Annotated in this window: 18 protein-coding genes and 1 riboswitch; of the genes, 13 read left to right on the top strand and 5 right to left on the bottom strand. The window is 70.6% G+C overall.

Features of this window, described 5'->3' with window-relative positions; translation table 11 throughout:
- Positions 1-41 precede the first annotated feature (41 nt).
- From RN607_RS11350 to RN607_RS11320, 7 genes are all read left to right on the top strand, one after another.
- Complete coding sequence (locus RN607_RS11350; protein WP_313497276.1) at positions 42-1355, top strand: extracellular solute-binding protein; 1314 nt, start codon at positions 42-44, stop codon at positions 1353-1355.
- Between the two features lie 89 nt (positions 1356-1444).
- Entirely contained in the window at positions 1445-2419 is a 975-nt protein-coding gene (locus RN607_RS11345; protein WP_313542696.1) for a carbohydrate ABC transporter permease, read from the top strand.
- Complete coding sequence (locus RN607_RS11340) at positions 2416-3258, top strand: carbohydrate ABC transporter permease (RefSeq protein ID WP_313542694.1); 843 nt, start codon at positions 2416-2418, stop codon at positions 3256-3258. The genes RN607_RS11345 and RN607_RS11340 overlap by 4 nt, the downstream gene beginning before the upstream one ends.
- A complete protein-coding gene (gene nagZ, locus RN607_RS11335; protein WP_313542692.1) occupies positions 3255-4697 on the top strand; it encodes a beta-N-acetylhexosaminidase in 1443 nt (480 codons plus the stop codon). Before RN607_RS11340 ends, nagZ begins: the two co-directional genes overlap by 4 nt.
- Positions 4697-5584 carry an ROK family protein gene (locus RN607_RS11330; RefSeq protein ID WP_313497270.1) on the top strand — a complete coding sequence of 296 codons (888 nt, stop codon included), beginning with the start codon at positions 4697-4699 and terminating at the stop codon, positions 5582-5584. Before nagZ ends, RN607_RS11330 begins: the two co-directional genes overlap by 1 nt.
- Complete coding sequence (gene nagB, locus RN607_RS11325) at positions 5577-6359, top strand: glucosamine-6-phosphate deaminase (protein ID WP_313542690.1); 783 nt, start codon at positions 5577-5579, stop codon at positions 6357-6359. The genes RN607_RS11330 and nagB overlap by 8 nt, the downstream gene beginning before the upstream one ends.
- Positions 6360-6373: 14 nt before the next feature.
- On the top strand, positions 6374-7264 hold the full coding sequence (locus RN607_RS11320; RefSeq protein WP_313542688.1) for an N-acetylglucosamine-6-phosphate deacetylase: 891 nt from the start codon (positions 6374-6376) through the stop codon (positions 7262-7264).
- 220 nt (positions 7265-7484) lie between these two features.
- On the opposite strand, the gene purU is transcribed toward RN607_RS11320, so the two are convergent.
- On the bottom strand, positions 7485-8345 hold the full coding sequence (gene purU, locus RN607_RS11315) for a formyltetrahydrofolate deformylase (protein ID WP_313542686.1): 861 nt from the start codon (positions 8343-8345) through the stop codon (positions 7485-7487).
- Positions 8346-8432: 87 nt separating this feature from the next.
- Here purU and RN607_RS11310 point away from each other — a divergent pair, with 87 nt between their 5' ends.
- The 4 genes from RN607_RS11310 to RN607_RS11295 all read left to right on the top strand — a co-directional run bounded on the left by RN607_RS11310 (position 8433) and on the right by RN607_RS11295 (position 12354).
- Entirely contained in the window at positions 8433-8945 is a 513-nt protein-coding gene (locus tag RN607_RS11310; RefSeq protein ID WP_313542684.1) for a GNAT family N-acetyltransferase, read from the top strand.
- An 86-nt stretch (positions 8946-9031) separates the two neighbouring features.
- Positions 9032-9118, top strand: a riboswitch (ZMP/ZTP riboswitch).
- A gap of 82 nt (positions 9119-9200) precedes the next feature.
- Complete coding sequence (gene glyA / locus RN607_RS11305) at positions 9201-10496, top strand: serine hydroxymethyltransferase (RefSeq protein ID WP_313497260.1); 1296 nt, start codon at positions 9201-9203, stop codon at positions 10494-10496.
- Positions 10496-11404, top strand: coding sequence for a bifunctional methylenetetrahydrofolate dehydrogenase/methenyltetrahydrofolate cyclohydrolase (locus RN607_RS11300; RefSeq protein ID WP_313542682.1), 909 nt, complete (start codon positions 10496-10498; stop codon positions 11402-11404). The genes glyA and RN607_RS11300 overlap by 1 nt, the downstream gene beginning before the upstream one ends.
- A 149-nt stretch (positions 11405-11553) precedes the next feature.
- Positions 11554-12354 (top strand): exodeoxyribonuclease III, encoded by an 801-nt coding sequence (locus RN607_RS11295; RefSeq protein WP_313497256.1) that lies wholly within the window; start codon positions 11554-11556, stop codon positions 12352-12354.
- Positions 12355-12485: 131 nt separating this feature from the next.
- Here the strand turns inward: RN607_RS11295 and RN607_RS11290 are convergent, their stop codons facing one another.
- Complete coding sequence (locus tag RN607_RS11290) at positions 12486-13709, bottom strand: galactokinase (RefSeq protein ID WP_313542679.1); 1224 nt, start codon at positions 13707-13709, stop codon at positions 12486-12488.
- Positions 13710-13790: 81 nt separating this feature from the next.
- Here RN607_RS11290 and RN607_RS11285 point away from each other — a divergent pair, with 81 nt between their 5' ends.
- Positions 13791-14348 carry a hypothetical protein gene (locus RN607_RS11285; RefSeq protein ID WP_313497252.1) on the top strand — a complete coding sequence of 186 codons (558 nt, stop codon included), beginning with the start codon at positions 13791-13793 and terminating at the stop codon, positions 14346-14348.
- Positions 14349-14403: 55 nt separating this feature from the next.
- Here RN607_RS11285 and RN607_RS11280 read toward each other — a convergent pair whose 3' ends face one another.
- A complete protein-coding gene (locus RN607_RS11280) occupies positions 14404-15540 on the bottom strand; it encodes an Mrp/NBP35 family ATP-binding protein (RefSeq protein WP_376784166.1) in 1137 nt (378 codons plus the stop codon).
- A gap of 174 nt (positions 15541-15714) precedes the next feature.
- Here RN607_RS11280 and RN607_RS11275 point away from each other — a divergent pair, with 174 nt between their 5' ends.
- Positions 15715-16290, top strand: a complete 576-nt coding sequence (locus RN607_RS11275; RefSeq protein ID WP_313542676.1) for a hypothetical protein — start codon at positions 15715-15717, stop codon at positions 16288-16290.
- A 12-nt stretch (positions 16291-16302) separates the two neighbouring features.
- Here RN607_RS11275 and RN607_RS11270 read toward each other — a convergent pair whose 3' ends face one another.
- On the bottom strand, positions 16303-16845 hold the full coding sequence (locus tag RN607_RS11270) for a DUF1003 domain-containing protein (RefSeq protein WP_313542675.1): 543 nt from the start codon (positions 16843-16845) through the stop codon (positions 16303-16305).
- Positions 16838-18127, bottom strand: coding sequence for a magnesium transporter MgtE N-terminal domain-containing protein (locus tag RN607_RS11265; RefSeq protein ID WP_313542674.1), 1290 nt, complete (start codon positions 18125-18127; stop codon positions 16838-16840). The genes RN607_RS11270 and RN607_RS11265 overlap by 8 nt, the downstream gene beginning before the upstream one ends.
- Between the last annotated feature and the right edge of the window lie 65 nt (positions 18128-18192).

Here is an 18192-nt window from a genome sequence, read left to right as displayed (position 1 = left end):
CGCCACGGCTACGGAACGACACCGAAGAGAAGGAACAGGCAATGAAGAAGACCACGCTCTCCGCGGCCGCGTTCGTGGCCGCCGGGGCCCTGGCCCTCGCGGGATGCTCGTCCTCCGGCGACGCGGACGCCTCGGCGTCGACGTCGGCCACTGGAGCCGCCCAGGCTGAGGACATCACGCTGTGGCTGGCGGGGACCGACACCCCCGACACTCTGATCGACTACCTCAAGACCACCTACAACGAGGAGAACGGCGGCACGCTCACCGTCGAGCAGATCGGCTGGAGCGACCTGATCTCGTCGCTCACCACCGCGCTGCCAGACTCCGCGAACACCCCTGACGTCGCGGAGATCGGCAACACGCAGGCCGCCACGTTCACCAACGTCGGCGCGTTCATGGACCTCACCGACATGTACGACGAGCTGGGCGGCGACTCGCTGCTCCAGGGCTTCGTCGAGGCGGGCTCCGTGGGCGACAAGGTCTACGCCCTGCCGTACTACTTCGGTTCGCGCATGGTCTTCTACCGCAAGGACCTGTACGCCGCAGCGGGCGTGTCCGTGCCCACCACCCTCGAGGAGTACACGCAGGTCAACGCCGCGATGAAGGCGGCCGGCGTCGGCGGCTCCTACACCGCGGGCCAGGACTGGCGCTCGGGCATCTCGTGGATCTTCGCCAACGGCGGCGACATCGCCACCTACGACGGCTCCACCTGGACCGCCACCCTCGAGTCGCCGGAGGCCGTCAAGGGCATGGAGATGTGGCAGGAGCTCTTCCAGACCTCCTCCGTCGCCTCGTCGACGGACAACGACTCGACCGCCTACCAGGCCATCAACGACGGCTTCCTGTCGGGCACCCCGGCCGCGTCCACCCTCGCACCGAACTGGGCCTACTGGTCGCTCGGCGACCTGAGCCAGAACGACGCCGGTGACACCGTCGCCACCTGGAACGACGACAAGTTCGGCGCGTACGCGCTGCCCGGCGTCGACGGCGGCATCGCCCCGGTGTTCGCCGGTGGCTCCAACATCGGCATCTCCGCCACGACCACCCACCCCGAGGGTGCGAAGACCCTGATGCGCATCATCTTCTCCGAGGCGTACCAGACGATGCTCGCGGAGAACGGGCTCGGCCCGGCCAACCTCGACTACGCGGACCAGTACGCGTCGGTGGCCGCGATGGGTGACATCGCTCTCGAGGCCGCGCAGAGCGCCAAGCTCACCCCGGCCGCGCCGGGCTGGGCCGCCGTCGAGGAGGCGTCGCTCATGGAGCAGTACTTCCAGGCAGTCGCCGAGGGCGGCGACGTCGCCTCGCTCGCCGCCGAGTACGACACGAAGATCGACGCCCTGATCAACGGCTAGCACCTACCTCCCGCAGGGTGGTCCGGCACGCATGCCCCCATGCGTGCCGGACCACCCGAGGGAACCACTCCCGAGAGGCTCTCGTGACCATGACCACTCCCGCGCCCGTGGCGGATCCCGCAGGCGCCGCACCCGGCCTCGAGGCCCCGGCGCCGCAGCCCGCGAGCCGCCGGCCCCGCCGCGCGAAGGTGCTCCCCTATCTTCTCGGCCTCCCCGCCGTGCTCGTGCTGCTCGCAGGTATGGCCTACCCGCTGTCCTGGCAGGTGTGGAACTCGTTCCGCGAGTACGGGCTCGCCCAGCAGTTCGGCCAGGACCCCACGTTCATCGGCCTGCAGAACTACATCACGCTGCTCAGCGACTCGGGATTCTGGACCGTGCTGGTCCGTTCCGTGGTCTTCATGGCCGTCACCGCCGTCGTCACCATGGTCGTCGGCATCGCCCTCGCCATCCTCATGAAGTCCATCCCCGGATGGTCGCGCATCGCCCTGCAGGTCGCGCTGCTGCTCGCATGGGCCATGCCGATCGTCGCGCAGATGACCGTCTGGAACTGGCTGATCGACGACCGCAACGGCGTCCTCAACTACGTGCTGTCGCTCATCCCCGGCGTCGACATGGTCGGCCACAACTGGCTCGTCGAGCCCCTCAGCTTCTTCGCCGTCGCGTCGCTCATCATCACGTGGGCGTCCGTGCCGTTCGTGGCGCTGTCCGTGTACGCAGGTCTCACCCAGGTCTCCGAGGAGGTCGTCGAGGCGGCCCAGCTCGACGGCGCGGGCGGCCTCCAGATGCTCCGGCGCATCATCCTCCCGATCCTGCGACCCGTGCTCGTGATCCTCCTGCTGCTGCAGATGATCTGGGACCTGCGCGTCTACGCGCAGATCTCCCTCCTTCAGGGCTTCGGCGCGAGGGGTGAGCGGTACGACCTGCTCGGCACGTACATCTACGGCCTCGGCGTCGGCCAAGGCCACTTCGGCGTGGCGGCCGCCGCGGCCATGATCGTCATGATCTTCACCATCGCGCTCAGCTGGTTCTACGTGCGCGAGCTCCTCAAGGAGGACCAGCAGTGACACGCACCCGACCCCTGACCCGCTACCTGGGCGCAGCGCTCGCGCTCGTGCTCGCACTGCTGTGGGTGTTCCCCGTGTACTGGATGATCAACAGCTCGTTCCAGTCGGCCGTCACGATCTCCAGCCTGACTCCCACGTTCCTTCCGTTCGGCGGCTCGTGGACCAACTTCAAGGCGGTCCTCGGCGCTGACGACTTCGTCGCCGCGCTCGGCATGTCGCTGGTGGTGACGGGTGTGGCGCTGGTCATCAGCCTCATCGTCGCGTTCCTGGGCGCGCTGGCGATCTCCCGGTTCCGCTTCCGCGGCCGCAAGGCCCTGGTGCTCGCGATCATCCTGGTGCAGATGCTTCCTGCCGAGGCGATGTTCATCGCGCAGTACAAGATGATCTCCGGCCTGGGCCTGCTCAACACGATCGCGGGCGTCTCCATCATCTACGTGGCGATGGTGGTGCCGTTCACCATGTGGATGCTGCGCGGCTTCGTGGCCGGGGTGCCCGCGGACCTCGAGGAGGCCGGCATGATGGACGGCCTCAGCCGCTTCGGAGCCTTCATGCGGATCACGTTCCCGCTGCTCGCTCCCGGTCTGGTGGCGTCGGGCGTCTTCGCGTTCCTCCAGGTGTGGAACGAGTTCGCGCTCGCCTCGATCCTGCTCACCTCCGACTCGAGCCAGACCCTGCCGCTGTGGCTGCGGAACTTCGCGCAGCCGTCCAGCCTGGGCATGATCGAGTGGGGTCAGGTCATGGCCGGCTCCACGCTCGTCGCGATCCCCGTGATCGTCTTCTTCGTGATCGTGCAGGGGCGCATGACGCAGGGCCTGGTGGGCGGAGCGGTCAAGGGATGACGGCTCTCACCGTGCTCATGCCGGGCTTCGAGGGCACCACGCTGCCCGAGTGGCTCGAGCGGCGCCTCCGTGAAGGTCTGGGAGGCGTGTGCCTGTTCGGCACCAACGTCGCCTCCCGCTCCCAGCTGCGCGAGCTCACCGACGCGATCCACGCGGCGAACCCTCACGCGATCATCGCGATCGACGAGGAAGGCGGCGACGTCTCGCGTCTCTACCAGGCGGAGGGCTCGCCGTTCCCTGGGAACGCTGTGCTCGGTCGCCTGGACGACGCGTCGCTCACGGAGCGCGTGGCGGCCCAGGTGGGCTGGGAGCTGCGCGCGGCGGGGGTGGACCTCACGCTCGCGCCGGACGTGGACGTCAACGCGAACCCGCTCAACCCGGTGATCGGGGTCCGCAGCTTCGGGGCGGACCCGGAGCTGGCGGGCAGGCACGCGGCGGCGTGGACGCGGGGCGTGCAGGGCACCGGCGTGGCCGCGTGCGCCAAGCACTTCCCGGGGCATGGCGACACGGCGCAGGACTCGCATGTGGCGCTGCCGACGGTCTCCGCCGACGCGGCGACCGTGCGGGCGCGCGACCTGCCTCCGTTCAGCGCCGCGATCGAGGCCGGCACGGAGACGGTGATGTCGTCGCACATCCTGGTGCCTGCGCTGGATGCCGCCGATGCTGCGACGTTCTCGCGTCCGGTGCTGAGGGGTCTGCTGCGTGACGAGCTCGGCTTCGACGGGGTGGTCGTGTCCGACGCGCTCGACATGAAGGGCGCGAGCGGGCGGATCGGCATCCCTGCGGCGGCCGTCCGCGCGCTCGACGGCGGCTGCGACCTGCTCTGCCTCGGCACCCGCAACACCGACGAGCAGGTCGGGCAGATCGCCGAGGCGATCGACGCGGCCGTCGCCTCAGGCGCACTCGACGCGGCGGATCTCGGGGCCGCGTGCGCGCGCGTGGAGCGGCTGGGCGCCGCGCTCGCGGGTCGACGCGACGGCGCGCTCCCTGACGGTCTCGCCTGGGGCGAGGTGCCCGGGCTCAGCCCGCGCAGACTCGTCGACGCCTTCGACGTCTCTGCCGAGGCGTCCGCCGCGTTCACGGCTGCGGCCCGTGTCGCGTGGGTGCGCCTCGAGCCCGCCGCGAACATCGCCGTGGGCGAGAGCCCGTGGGGCCCGTTCGCCGTCGGTGCGACGCCGACGGCCACCGTCGGCCCGGAGGACGACCCAGCCGTGGCGGTCTCAGCGGTGCCCGATGGCTCGCTCGTCGTGGTCGTGGGCAAGGACAACCATCGTCACGCCTTCGCGCTCGCAGCGATCGAGGCCATGCGCGCCTCGCATCGCACCGTGGTCGTGGACATGGGGTGGCCCGATGCGTCCGCCGGAGCGGCCGACGTCTGCACGTTCGGTGCGTCCAGGGTGGTCGGCGCTGCGCTGCTCGAGCTGGTGGGGGGTCGCTGATGCACCTCGGCATCGACATCGGCGGCACCAAGACCGACGCCGTGCTCGTCTCTCCGGACGGCGTGGTGCTGCACCGGCACGTGGTCCCGTCGGGCAAGGGCAATGGCGAGGTCGTCACCCAGGCGGTGCTCGCCGCCGCGACGGTGTGCGACGCGGCCGGGATCTCGCCCGGCGACGCGGCGTCCGTGGGCGTGGGAATCCCCGGGTCGGTCCTGGATGGGGTGGTCAGCCATGCGCAGAACCTTGGGATCACTCGCCTCGACCTTGCATCGTCCCTGGCAGAGGCCTGGGGTGTGCGTCCTGTGGTCGACAACGACGTGAACGCGGGTGCCGTCGGCGCCTGGGTGGCCGCGGGCGGCGAGGCGCGATCCATCGCGTTCCTCAACCTCGGCACGGGGCTTGCTGCAGGCCTGATCCTCGACGGAAAGGTGTGGCGCGGCGCGCGCGGTGCTGCCGGCGAGATTGGCCACATCTCCGTCGATCCGCACGGTCCGCTGGGACCCGACAGCCTTCCCGGCGGTCTCGAGACCTACGCCTCCGGCAGCGGAGTCGCCCTCCAATCGGGAGGTGCCCCTGCGGTGCAGGTCCTTGCCGCAGCGGACACGGATGCCGGCTCGGCTCGGATCCGTGAGGGCCTGTTCTTCGGGGTGGCCACCGCGGTGCGGCTGCTCGTGCTGACCCTGGATGTGGAGGAGGTGCTCCTGGGTGGCGGCCTGACCCGCATGGGCGAGCCTCTGCTCGACGGCACGCGACGCGTCATCCGAGGCTGGGAGCGGAACAGCCGCTTCCTCGCCTCCGTGGACCTCACCGCACGCATGAGCGTGCTCGACCCTGAGACCCCGGTCGCAGCCATCGGCGCGGCCATGAGAGGAGCCGGACGTGGCTGAGATCGTCCTCGCGAAGGACAGGAACGAGGCCGGCGCGATCGTCGCCGACCACATCGCGGGGCTGGTGTCCGCGAACCCTGAGACCGTGCTCGGTGTGGCGACGGGCTCCACGCCGCTGCCCGTGTACGAAGCGCTGGCGGCGAAGGCTGCCGCGGGCGTCGACTTCTCCCACGTGAGCGCGTATGCGCTCGACGAGTACGTCGGCCTGCCTGTGGAGCATCCCGAGAGCTACCGTTCGGTGATCACGCACGAGTTCCAGGACCGCGTGGGTGCGGACCCTTCGCGCGTGCATGTGCCCGACGGCGCGCTCGCCGGCATCGAGACGGCGGGGGAGCGCTACGAGGCGCTGCTGGCCGCGTCAGGAGGCGTGGACCTGCAGATCCTCGGCATCGGCACCACCGGGCACATCGGCTTCAACGAGCCGGGGTCGTCGTTCGGGTCGCTCACACGCGTGAAGACGCTGACCGAGCAGACCCGGATCGACAACGCCCGTTTCTTCGACTCGCTGGACCAGGTGCCCATCCACTGCGTCACCCAGGGGCTTGGCACGATCCTGCGCGCGCGTCACCTGGTGCTGCTCGCGTTCGGCGAGGGAAAGGCCGAGGCGCTCGCCGCGTCGGTCGAGGGCCCCGTGTCGTCGTCCATGCCCGGCTCCGCGATCCAGCTGCACCCGCACGTCACGGTCGTGGTGGACGACGCCGCGGCCTCGCGCCTGCGCAACATGGACTACTACCGGTGGGCGTACGACCACAAGCCGACGTGGCAGGGTCTGTAGCAGGAGGATCCACCATGCAGCTGGTCGACATCCACAGCCACGGCGGGGGCGGGCACGCCTTCGGTGACACGGTCGACGGCACGTTGGCCGCCCTGGCCGCGCACCGGGCCACGGGGACGACGTTGATGGTCGCGTCGCTCGTGACGGAGCCGCCGGCCGCGATGGCCGCGAAGATCGGGGTGGTCCGTGAGGCGATGGCGCTCGAGCCCGCTCTGCTCGGCATTCACCTGGAGGGGCCGTTCCTGGCGCCCTCCCGCAAGGGCGCGCATCCTCCCCACGCGCTGATCCACCCGACGCCGGACGCCGTGTCCCGTCTGCTCGACGCGGCCGACGGCACGATCCGTCAGATCACGATCGCGCCTGAGCTGCCCGGCGCGCTGGAGGCGATCGAGCGCTTCGCGGAGGCAGGCGTGGTGGTCGCGGTGGGGCACACGGAGTGCACGGCGGCGCAGGCGCGTGCGGCGTTCGATGCCGGTGCACGCCTGGTCACGCACGCGTTCAATGCGATGCCGCCGATCGCGGGACGTGCTCCAGGTCCGCTCGGTGCCGCGCTCGCCGACGACCGTGCGTTCATCGAGGTGATCGCGGACGGGTTCCACGTCGCGCCCGAATCGCTGGCGCTCCTGTTCCGCGCCGCTCCGGGTCGGGTGGTGCTGATGACCGATGCGATGGCTGCCGCGGCTTCGACCGAAGGCACCTACATGCTCGGGGAACTCGAGGTGACCGTCGCCGGTGGCAGGGCGGTGCTCACGGGCACCGACACGTTGGCCGGCTCGACCCTCGTGCTGTCACGCGCGCTCGACGTCTGCGCGGCGGCGGGCGTCGCCCGCGATGAGGCCCTCGAGGCGGCGACGATCACGCCTCTGAAGGCTCTGCAGGCCTGCGGCTGGAGAGCCCCGGCCTGATCCGACCGGCCCAGGTGGCTCCCGCATCGTCCGGTTGCCTGACGCACAGTCCGGTTGCCTCGCGGCGCAGACACTTTGAACCAATCTGCACCTCGACACCCCGGCGACACGCCGCACCGCGCGAGGACACGCCGGCGCGCCGCACCTGAGATTGGTTCGCAGCGTCGGGCGCTCGTGGAGAGGGACGTCGCACGGCCAGCGGTCGTGCGCTCGCTGAGGGCTACTTGAAGACGATCGTGCGGTGGCCGTCCAGCAGCACTCGGTGCTCGGCGTGCCAGCGCACTGCGCGGGCGAGCGCGCGGCGCTCCACGTCGGCCCCCGTGGCCGTGAGCGACTCGGGGGTGTACGAGTGATCCACGCGCTCGATGTCCTGCTCGATGATCGGGCCCTCGTCCAGGTCGGCGGTGACGTAGTGCGCGGTGGCGCCGATCAGCTTGACGCCCCGGTCGTGCGCCTGGAAGTACGGGCGTGCGCCCTTGAAGCTGGGCAGGAACGAGTGGTGGATGTTGATCGCGCGGCCCTTGAGCGCGCCGCACATCTCGGGGGAGAGGATCTGCATGTAGCGCGCGAGCACCACGAGCTCGGCGTCGAGCTCGTCGACCAGGTCCAGCACCTTCGCCTCCGCTGTCGCCTTGGTGTCGGCGGTCACGGGGATGTGGTGGAACGGCTTGCCGTAGAACTCGGCGAGCGACCGCAGCGTCGGGTGGTTGCCCACGACCGCGACGATGTCCACCGGCAGCGTGCTTGCACGTTCGCGGACCAGCAGGTCGTTCACGCAGTGCGCGGCCTTGGACACCATGACGACGGTGCGCATGCGTCGACCGGCCACGTCGAGGCGCCACGTCATCGCGAACCGCTCGCCCAGGGCGCCGAACGCGCCCTCCAGCGTGTCCTGCTCGGCAGGCACCTCGAACTCGACGCGCATGAAGAACAGCCCCGTGTCGGCGTCGCCGAACTGCTGCGACTCGGTGATGTTGCCACCGTGCTCGGCGAGCGTGCCAGACACGGCGTGGACGATGCCAGGGCGGTCGGGGCAGGAGAGGCTGAGCACGTAGCGGCGAGTCGTGGCGGCGTCCGTCATGCCCCCAGAGTAGTGAACGGCCACACCGGTCACGGACCGGGACTCCAGGGGTGGTCGCGCAGCCGTATGACCTGTCACCATAGGAGCATGAGCGAGGATGCAGAGGTCAGGATCGACCAGGTCGACGCAGGGCACGCCGGCGAGGTGCTCACCCTTCGGCGCGCGGCATTCGTGGTGGAGGCGCAGCTGTACAACGACGCGCACATCCCTGCGCTCACGCAGACGCTCGAGGAGCTCATCGAGGACATGGAGTCCGGTCACACGGTGACCTTGGGCGCGTGGATCGGGCCCCGTCTGGTCGGCACGATCCGCGTGGGGATCGAGGGCACCAAGGCGACGATCGGTCGCCTGGCCGTGGCGCCGGACATGCAAGGGCGCGGCATCGGCGTCCAGCTCGTCTTCGCGGTCCTGGGCTACCTGCCCGAGGACACGTCCGAGGTGTGGGCGTTCACCGGCCAGAACTCCAAGCACAACATCGCGCTGTACAACAAGGCGGGTTACGAGCACCAGTTCGACCAGGTCTCGGGCGACCTCACCTACGCCTACCTGCGCAAGATCCTGGAGTCGGGCGCGATCGTGGACGACGCGGCGATCGACTGATCGTCGTCCCTCGCCGGGCCGAGCCCGCGCGCACGCGTCGGCGGCATCGATGCGACAGTGACGACGCCGTCTGCCGTTGCTAGACTGACGCACGTCGCGACTGGCGCAGTGGGCTACCACGAGGGAGCGGCACCTTTCTTGAGATTCTTTGGTCGTACGCCTGGGCCAAGGTCACCGGACAACCGGCGGCCCTGTGCTGTCTTACAGACGCAGCGCCGTCTTACAGACGCAGTGCCGCCACCAGAGAGGAAAGCCATGAGCACCGATTCCAGCGCCACCGCAGCGGTCATGAACGCCACGCTGCAGGACTTCGACCCCGAGATCGCCCAGGTCCTCGACCGCGAGCTCGCCCGTCAGCAGACCTACCTCGAGATGATCGCGTCGGAGAACTTCGTGCCGCGCTCCGTGCTCCAGGCGCAGGGCTCCGTGCTGACGAACAAGTACGCCGAGGGCTACCCGGGCAAGCGCTACTACGGCGGCTGCGAGGAGGTCGACGTCGCGGAGACAATCGCGATCGAGCGTGCCAAGTCGCTGTTCGGCGCCGAGTACGCGAACGTCCAACCCCACTCGGGTGCGACCGCCAACGCGGCCGTGCTACACGCCCTCGCCAAGCCCGGCGACCGCATCATGGGCCTCAGCCTCGCCCACGGCGGCCACCTCACGCACGGCATGAAGCTCAACTTCTCCGGCAAGCTGTACGAGGTCTCCGCGTACGGCGTGGACGACACGACGCACCTGGTGGACATGGACAAGGTCCGTGAGCAGGCGCTCGCCGACCGCCCCGACGTGATCATCGCCGGCTGGTCCGCGTACCCCCGCCACCTGGACTTCGCGGCGTTCCGTGCCATCGCCGACGAGGTGGGCGCCAAGCTGTGGACGGACATGGCGCACTTCGCCGGCCTCGTCGCCTCGGGCCTGCACCCCAGCCCCGTGCCGCACTCGGACGTGGTCTCCACGACCATCCACAAGACGATCGGCGGCCCCCGTTCCGGCATGATCCTGTCGCGCGACATCGAGGCGTACGGCAAGAAGCTCAACTCCGCGGTGTTCCCCGGCCAGCAGGGTGGCCCGCTCATGCACGTCGTCGCCGCGAAGGCGGTGGCCCTCAAGGCAGCCGCCGGTGCGGAGTTCCGTGAGCGCAACGAGCGCGTGCTCGAGGGCGCACGCATCCTCGCCGAGCGGCTCGTCGCCCCGGACGCGATCGAGGCGGGCGTCAACGTCGTCTCCGGTGGAACCGACGTGCACCTGGTGCTCGTCGACCTCCGCAACTCGCCGATGAACGGCCAGGAGGCCGAGGACCTGCTGCATTCGGTCGGCATCACCGTGAACCGCAACGCCGTCCCGAACGACCCCCGCCCGCCGATGGTCACCTCCGGTCTGCGCATCGGCACCCCGGCGCTCGCGAGCCGCGGCTTCGGCGCCGAGGAGTTCACCGAGGTCGCCGAGGTCATCGCCACCGCGCTCAAGGGCGGCGCCGACGTCGAGGCGCTGCGCGCACGCGTGGCGAAGCTCGCGGCCGACTTCCCGCTCTACGAGGGCCTGCAGCAGTAATGGCGGCGGAGGCTCAGGAGCCGCAGCACGCCGCCCCGCGACGGCTCGACGGCAAGGCCACCGCGGCCGCGATCAAGTCGGAGCTCACCGTGAGGGTCGCCGCGCTCGCGGAGCGCGGCGTCACCCCGGGGCTCGGCACGTTGCTGGTCGGTGACGACCCGGGTTCCACCTGGTATGTCAACGGCAAGCACGCGGACTGCGCCGAGGTGGGCATCGCGTCGATCCGGGAGGACCTCCCCGGCGATGCCAGCCAGGCGGAGATCGAGGCCGCGATCGACCGGCTCAACTCCGACCCCGCCTGCACCGGCTTCATCGTGCAGCTTCCGCTGCCCAAGGGCGTGGACACCAACGCGATGCTCGAGCGCATCGACCCGGACAAGGATGCCGACGGGCTGCACCCGACCAACCTCGGCCGGCTGGTGCTGCGCGTCGCGGAGGACGTCACGTCGTCGCTGCCGTGCACGCCCAAGGGCATCATCGAGCTGCTCGCGCGTCATGGCGTGGAGCTGCGCGGCAAGGAGGTCGTGGTCATCGGTCGCGGCACGACGGTCGGCCGCTCGATCGGCCTGCTGCTCACCCGCAAGGCGGTGAACGCGACGGTGACGCTGTGCCACACCGGTACCCGTGACCTGGCCGACCACACGCGTCGGGCCGACGTGATCATCGCCGCGGCGGGAGTGCCCGGCATCGTCTCAGGGGACATGGTCAAGGACGGCGTGGTGCTCGTGGACGTCGGCGTCAGCCGCGTCACCGACCCGGAGACGGGCAGGAGTCGCGTCGCAGGCGACATCTCGGCCGACGCGGTGGCCAAGGCGTCGTGGTTCTCGCCCAACCCGGGTGGCGTCGGGCCGATGACGCGCGCCATGCTGCTGTCCAACGTGGTGGAGGCCGCGGAGCGCGCGCTCTAGCCTCCCTCCGGAGGCTGTGCGCTTCCTGGCAGGACGCCCGCCTGCCTCCTGGCAGGACATGACGGTCGGATCTGAGCGATTCTCAACCCTCATGTCCTGCCAGCGCGCGATCGGCTGACATGTCGGTCGCGGAAGGTAGCCTCGTGGGCATGAGAATCGCCTCGGTCAACGTCAACGGAGTCCGCGCCGCCGCCCGCAAGGGCATGCACGACTGGCTGGATCCGTCCGGCTGCGACGTGGTGTGCATGCAGGAGGTGCGGGCGCCGCTGGAGACCACCGCGGGCCTGGTCGGTGACGCCTGGCACGTGGTCGAGGACGCGTGCCTGATCAAGGGCCGTGCGGGCGTCGCGATCCTCAGCCGAGACCCGCTCGCCGACGTCGTGACCGGCGCCGAGGTGCTGGGAGAGGGCATGGACGAGCCCGTGCACACCGGTCGATGGATCGAGGGCACCGCGCAGTCTCCGTCGGGTCCTGTGCGGGTCGTGTCGGTCTACATGCACTCGGGTGAGGCGGGCACGCCCAAGATGGACCAGAAGTACGCAATGCTCGACGCCATGACGGCGCGGCTCGCGGTGCTCCTCGGGGAGCACGAGCGCGTGGTCGTGATGGGCGACATCAACATCGCCCACACGGAGAACGACATCAAGAACTGGAAGGGCAACCTCAAGTCCGCAGGCTTCCTGCCGGAGGAAAAGGCGTACCTGGACCGCTGGGTCGATTCCGGCTGGGTGGACGTGCACCGCACCCTCGAAGGCCCCAAGCCCGGCCCTTACACGTGGTGGTCCATGCGCGGTCAGGCCTTCGACAACGACTCGGGCTGGCGCATCGACTACCAGTTCGCCACGCCGGCGCTCGCGGCGGCGGCGTCGTCCGTGCGGGTGGACCGGCAGGCGTCGTGGGATGCACGGTGGACGGACCACGCGCCCCTGGTGGTCGACTACTCGCTGTAGCGGCGCACCCGCGCGCTCAGCGCTTCTCGCTCAGCGCTTGTCGCTCAGCGCTTGTCGCTCCGCGTTCCTCGCTCCGCGTTCTTCTCTCGATTCGCGCGGATCGGGCGCCAGGTGCGGAGGACCGCCGTCCGCTAGACCCAGAGGAAGCGGGGCTCGTCACGACCCGCGTCGGTGAAGCCGTGCGCGATATGCAGCGCCGCGAGGCGAGCCTGGGTCTTGCGCACGAGCGCGACGACTGCGCCGCCGTAGCCGGCTCCGCTCACCCGAGCTCCCAAGGCGCCCGCGCGGAACGCGGCGTCGACCGCCAGGTCGAGCGTCGGGTCAGATGCCTCGTAGTCGAGCTCGAGGGATGCGTGCGAACGGTAGATCGCCTTGCCGATGGTCACGAAGCGCTCGTGGGCGGGGCCTGTGCCGCTGAGCTCGCCCACGACAAGTCGCACGCGTTCGATCTCTGCGGTCACGTGGCGTGCCCGCCGCCGCAGCACAGGATCCGCGATGCCTTCGACCCGGCGGGCCGCGAGCGGGGTGTCCGCCACCTCGCGCAGCGTGCGCGCGCCGAGCGACTCCGCGGCGGCGGCGCACTCGGAGCGACGGGTGCGGAAGAGCTGCTGCACGTCGCCGCGGGGCACGCCTGTGTCGATCACGAGCAGGCCCAGCCCGTAGTCGCGGAAGTACATGGGATACGGCACCGCGGAGGTGGGATGCTCCGCGAAGTCCAGCAGCAGCGCGTCGTCAGGGCCGCACCGCAGGATCGTGTGCGGGTCCAGTGCTCCACACAGGGTGCCGACCGCCAGGTTCTCGGCGTCCAGGCACGCGTCGGCGATCTCGGCCCGGCCCGCATCGCCGTCCAGCGCCAGTCGCCACAGGTCGTCGGCGACGAGGCCGGTCGCCGCGAGGACCGCCGCGGACGAGGCCAGCCCCGCCCGAGGAGGCAGGCACGAGGCGAGGGCGATGTCCATGCCGCACCCGTCGTACCCGCGTTCCTGCATGGCCCACAGCAGGCCGATCACGTACCGCGGCCAGCCCTCCACGTCCTGCGGGTCCGTGTCGAGCGTCCCCTCCCACGTCGCGCCGGGTCCGTCGAGGAAGGCTCCTTGATCGGACACCACTCGCACCACCCGATCCTCGCGGGGCCGCGCCGCCGCATAGACGGCATGCGGGGTGACGGTGGGAAGCGCGAGACCCTCGGAGTAGTCGGTGTGCTCGCCGATCACGGTCACCCTGCCGGGCGCGCGCCACGTGCAGGTCGCGTCCACGCCGAAGGCCCCTCGCAGCAGGGCCGACGCCCGGGACGCGCCCTCTGCAGGCGTCCACGCCTCGACCCACGTAGGGCCCGGGTCGACGACGGCGCTCATCCCGCCATTGTGCCAGGATCGGGGCCGGTTCGCCGTGGGCGTGAGACGATGGCAACGCACCTCTCGTGAGAAGGGACCACGATGTCAGAAGAGCCCGCCTCAGCCTCCGAGACCCCCGGCCCTGACGGGGCCGAGACCGCGGAGACGCCGACCGTGCCGGCAGCCGCGCCAAGGTCGCTGCTCGACCGCTTGCGACGCAACCGGATGGGGGCGCTCGCCGCCGGCCTGGTGGTCGCGGTCGCGGTCGGGCTCCTGCTCTCGGTGCTCGTCCCGAGCGATCCGCAGCTGCTCGCCTACGTCCTGTTGGGCCTGCTGGTGACAGCCGCCGTCGCGGCGACGGTGAGGTTCCTCAGCCCTGATCGAGGACTCGGTGCGCAGGCGTCCGCGTTCGTCGCGACGGCGCTCGGAGTGCACCTGATGCTGGTGACAGGCGCGGTCGACTCGGCGGGGTCGGGCCTGCTGCAGCAGATCGCGGGCAAGGGCATGAGCATCGGCTTCGACAAGGCCGTGCTCGCCGCGCTCGCGGTCCCGGTCGTGTCGACAGGTGTGCTGCTGTGCGGCCTTGTCGCCGCGATCGTCGCCGGCTGGGGGCCCAGGAACCCTGAGGAGCCGCGCCCCTCGCGTCCCGCAGGCTATTGACGGCCGCCCGCCGTCACGCCGCGATCGTGAGAACGCGACGGCTGGAAGGCGAGGTTTACCGCTTGACGGGCGTGACGCCCAGCGATCGCCCGGCGAGCCCGCGCTGACGGCTCGCGAGTCGACGCGCGACGTCCCGCAGCGCGGCGGCCGCGGGGGAGTCCGGGTCTGAGAGCACCACAGGCGTTCCCCCGTCGCCCGCCTCGCGCGCCGCGATGTCCAGGGGGATCTGTCCGAGCAGAGGCACCGATGTGCCGAGCGTCGACGACAGCCGGTCCGCGACGCGCGTGCCGCCGCCTTCGCCGAAGAGGTGCAGGCGCGTCCCGTCGGCCTGGTCCAGCCAGGCCATGTTCTCGATGACCCCGACCACGGACTGGGAGGTCTGCGTCGCGATCGACCCCGCGCGCTCGGCCACGCCGGAAGCGGCTGCCTGAGGGGTGGTGACGACGACCAGCTCCGCGTGCGGCAGGAGCTGCGCGACTGAGATCGCGATGTCGCCGGTCCCGGGCGGGAGGTCCAGGAGCAGCACGTCGAGGTCGCCCCAGAACACGTCTGCCAGGAACTGCTCGATCGCACGGTGGAGCATGGGGCCACGCCACACGACCGGCTGGCCCTCGGGCACGAACATGCCGATGGACACGGCCTTGACCTCGTGGGCGATGGGCGGCAGCAGCATGTCGTCCAGACGCGTCGGCTGCCCCTCGACCCCCAGCATGCCGGGGATGGAGAAGCCGAAGATGTCGGCATCGAGCACGCCGACCTTGAGCCCGTCGGCGGCCATCGCGGCCGCGAGGTTCGCGGTGACCGTGGACTTGCCGACTCCGCCCTTGCCGGACGCGATCGCGTAGATGCGGGTGAGGTTGCCCGGCTGGGTGAACGGGATCACCGGCTCGGGCTTGCCGCCGCGAAGCTGCGAGCGGAGGTTCTGGCGCTGTTCGTCGGACATGACGCCCAGTTCGATGCGCACGTCGGTGACGCCGGCGACCGTGCGCGCCGCCTTGTCCACGTCCCCCGTGATGCGCTCGCGCATCGGACAGCCCTGGGTGGTGAGGTCGATGCCGATGACGGCGAGGCCGTCGTCCTCCACCTGGACGGACCGGACCATGCCGATCTCCGTGATGGGCCGGCGGATCTCGGGGTCGATCACGCCGGCGAGTGCGGACTCGAGCTCGGTGAGAAGAGGCATGGGGTCCATCGTAGGCGTTCCACGACCCGCCGGACCCCGCTCGTGCGGGGCGCGGCACCGGGTGGCGGCCGCGTTTGTGCGAATCAGAGAAAACGATTCAATCGCTTGCCCCCAGGGGTGTCGATGGCTAACGTCGTGATCATTCCGTGACCTTCCCTTCAGTCCCCCCGAGCTGGTGAGTTCATGACACACGCCGTGCCGTCAGAGTCGATGGCACGCTCCGGGACCCTCAAGGGTGGAGCGTCCATCGCGCCCGTCCGTGACTCCGCGCGGGAGTCCTCCGACCACGAGGCCCGCCATGCGCGGGCGGTGCTCCGCGGGTCCATGCTGGGGCTTGCGATCACGGTCCCGTTGGCGGTGGCCGCGTCAGGCGTCGCCTTCCTGACCGGTCATCAGGAGCGCACGATCGTCGTGGCGCTGGGCCTCGCGGCGGGTGCCTCGATGGCCACGCAGGTGACCACCCGTTGCCACCGTGCCGGAGTGGCCGCCACTGTCATCGCGGTGGTGTCGATGGCGCTCGCCGTGCTGGGAATGCACATCGGTGTGCTTGCCGCGCAGCCGGGTCCCTGGTTGCCCGAGGTGATGGCGCACGCGAACCTGGCGGGCGTGGGCGACATCGTGGGGGAGTACGTGAGAGACCAGCCCAGGCGTGCGGTCGCCTCGATCGTGGTGGGAGTGGTGGTGTCGTACCTGGCCGGACGCGGCCTGGGCGAGTGCCGGCTGGAGCAGCGGCTCTCGCGGTTGCTCGGCTCGCGCTGACGCGCGCCCCTGTCAGCGGCTGCGGCCGCGCTTGGACTCCTTGGGCTCGTCCGGCTCCTCGTGGTCCTTGTCCTCCTCGCGGAGCTCCTCGAGGAGCGCCCTCAGCTCCGAGCGGACGAAGTCGCGGGTGGCGGTCTCGTTGATGGCCTGCCGGAGCGCCGCGACCTCGCGGGCCAGGTACTCCGTGTCGGCGAGCGAGCGCTCCGCGCGCTGGCGGTCCTGCTCGGCGGCCACGCGGTCGCGGTCCGCCTGGCGGTTCTGCGCGAGCAGGATCAGGGGCGCGGCGTAGGAGGCCTGGAGCGAGAGCATCAGCGTGAGCGCGGTGAAGCCGTTCGCCGCCTTGTCGAACTGGAGGTTCGCCGGTCCCGAGACGTTCCACGCGATCCACACGATGCAGAACAGCGTCAGGTAGAAGATGAACTGCGGCGTGCCCAGGAACCGGGCGATCGCCTCGGAGATCTGTCCAGCCCTGTCGGGGCTCGAGGAAGGGCGCGACCGACGGCGGAAGAGGCCGCGGTCCTCGGCCTTCGGACGGTCGAGTCGGCGCTCAGCCATGGAGCACCTCCTGCTCCGGCCCGGAGTCCTCGTCGATGTGCTCGCGCCAGTCGCTGGGCAGCAGGTGGTCGAGCACGTCGTCGATGGAGACGGCTCCCACCAGGCGATGGTCGTCACCCACGACCGGCAGCGCGAGGATGTCGTACGCCGCCATGCGACGCGCGACCTCGGGCAGGCGGGCGTCGGGGTGCAGCGGAGCGATAGCAGGGTCCACGAACGTGCCGATCGCCTCGTGAGGCGGCTCGCGCAGCAGGCGTTGCAGGTGGACAAGGCCGACGTACCGGCCGGTGGGGGTCTCGAGCGGCGGTCGCACCACGAACACCATGGAGGCGAGCGCAGGAGGCAGCTCCTGCTTCCGGACCATCGCGAGGCAGCTCGCGACGGACGTCTCGGGGCCCACGATGACGGGCTCGGTGGTCATCAGGCCGCCGGCAGTGTCGTCCTCGTAGCCGAGCAGCTGCTCCACGTGCTTGGCGTCCTCGGGCTCCATGAGCTCGAGCAGGGCGGCTGCCTGCTTCTCGGGGAGGTCGCCCAGCAGGTCGGCGGCGTCGTCGGGGTCCATGGCCTCGAGCACGTCGGCGGCGCGTTCCGAGCGCAGGGTGGAGAGCAGGACGATCTGGTCCTCCTCGGGCATCTCCTCGAGCACGTCGGCCAGGCGCTCATCGTCGAGCGCGGCGGCGATCTCGGCGGACCGTGAGGGCGACATCTCCAGCAGCGCGGCGGCGAGGTCGGCTGGCTTGTGGTCCTCGAAGGACTCGATGACGAGGGCCGCGCCCTGGTTCTTGTCGCGGGTGGACAGGCCGGTGACCTGGTCCGTGTCGACCACGAGCGCCTCGCCTCGACGCGAGAAGCCGAGGACGCCCTTGCGTCGTTCGGCGCGACGCACGAAGAGCTTGGAGACGTGCCAGGTGCGGGTGCGGTCCGGCTCGATGGCCATGTCCTCGATGTACGCGGTGCTCTTGTCCGACTTCAGCTTCACGCTGCGCTCGAACATCTCCGCCACGGCGAGGGTCTCACCCTGACGCGCCTTGAAGCGGCGCAGGTTGATGACGCCGGTGCAGATGACCTGGCCGGGGGAGATGGAGGTGACGCGCGTGAGCGGCATGAAGACACGGCGACGACCGGGGACCTCCACCACCAGGCCGACGGCGGTGGGGGCGCCGCCGCTGCGGCGCACCAGCAGCACGACGTCGCGGACGCGGCCCACGGCGTCGCCCAGAGGGTCGAAGACGGTGGTGCCGGCCAGCCTCGCGATGTAGACGCGCTCGGGTCCGGTGCTCATGTGTCTACAGTAGCGGCGCACCGGTGAGAGGCCCTGGAAGGGGGCCGTGGGACGATCGGCGTCGT

The organism is Demequina capsici (genome assembly GCF_032102965.1).
Classification (GTDB): domain Bacteria; phylum Actinomycetota; class Actinomycetes; order Actinomycetales; family Demequinaceae; genus Demequina; species Demequina capsici.
Note: the sequence above shows the minus strand (reverse complement) of the source record. Positions and strands in the feature narration are given on the sequence as shown.

Excerpts from the sequence above, each read along its gene's own strand:
- glyA (WP_313497260.1), top strand. The coding sequence starts at position 9,201 with ATGAGCACCGATTCCAGCGCCACCGCAGCGGTCATGAACGCCACGCTG.
- RN607_RS11310 (WP_313542684.1), top strand. The coding sequence starts at position 8,433 with ATGAGCGAGGATGCAGAGGTCAGGATCGACCAGGTCGACGCAGGGCAC.
- RN607_RS11265 (WP_313542674.1), bottom strand. The coding sequence starts at position 18,127 with ATGAGCACCGGACCCGAGCGCGTCTACATCGCGAGGCTGGCCGGCACC.
- RN607_RS11300 (WP_313542682.1), top strand. The coding sequence starts at position 10,496 with ATGGCGGCGGAGGCTCAGGAGCCGCAGCACGCCGCCCCGCGACGGCTC.
- RN607_RS11275 (WP_313542676.1), top strand. The coding sequence starts at position 15,715 with ATGACACACGCCGTGCCGTCAGAGTCGATGGCACGCTCCGGGACCCTC.
- purU (WP_313542686.1), bottom strand. The coding sequence starts at position 8,345 with ATGACGGACGCCGCCACGACTCGCCGCTACGTGCTCAGCCTCTCCTGC.
- RN607_RS11345 (WP_313542696.1), top strand. The coding sequence starts at position 1,445 with ATGACCACTCCCGCGCCCGTGGCGGATCCCGCAGGCGCCGCACCCGGC.
- RN607_RS11280 (WP_376784166.1), bottom strand. The coding sequence starts at position 15,540 with ATGGACCCCATGCCTCTTCTCACCGAGCTCGAGTCCGCACTCGCCGGC.
- RN607_RS11330 (WP_313497270.1), top strand. The coding sequence starts at position 4,697 with ATGCACCTCGGCATCGACATCGGCGGCACCAAGACCGACGCCGTGCTC.
- RN607_RS11320 (WP_313542688.1), top strand. The coding sequence starts at position 6,374 with ATGCAGCTGGTCGACATCCACAGCCACGGCGGGGGCGGGCACGCCTTC.
- RN607_RS11285 (WP_313497252.1), top strand. The coding sequence starts at position 13,791 with ATGTCAGAAGAGCCCGCCTCAGCCTCCGAGACCCCCGGCCCTGACGGG.
- RN607_RS11290 (WP_313542679.1), bottom strand. The coding sequence starts at position 13,709 with ATGAGCGCCGTCGTCGACCCGGGCCCTACGTGGGTCGAGGCGTGGACG.
- RN607_RS11270 (WP_313542675.1), bottom strand. The coding sequence starts at position 16,845 with ATGGCTGAGCGCCGACTCGACCGTCCGAAGGCCGAGGACCGCGGCCTC.
- RN607_RS11295 (WP_313497256.1), top strand. The coding sequence starts at position 11,554 with ATGAGAATCGCCTCGGTCAACGTCAACGGAGTCCGCGCCGCCGCCCGC.
- RN607_RS11350 (WP_313497276.1), top strand. The coding sequence starts at position 42 with ATGAAGAAGACCACGCTCTCCGCGGCCGCGTTCGTGGCCGCCGGGGCC.
- nagZ (WP_313542692.1), top strand. The coding sequence starts at position 3,255 with ATGACGGCTCTCACCGTGCTCATGCCGGGCTTCGAGGGCACCACGCTG.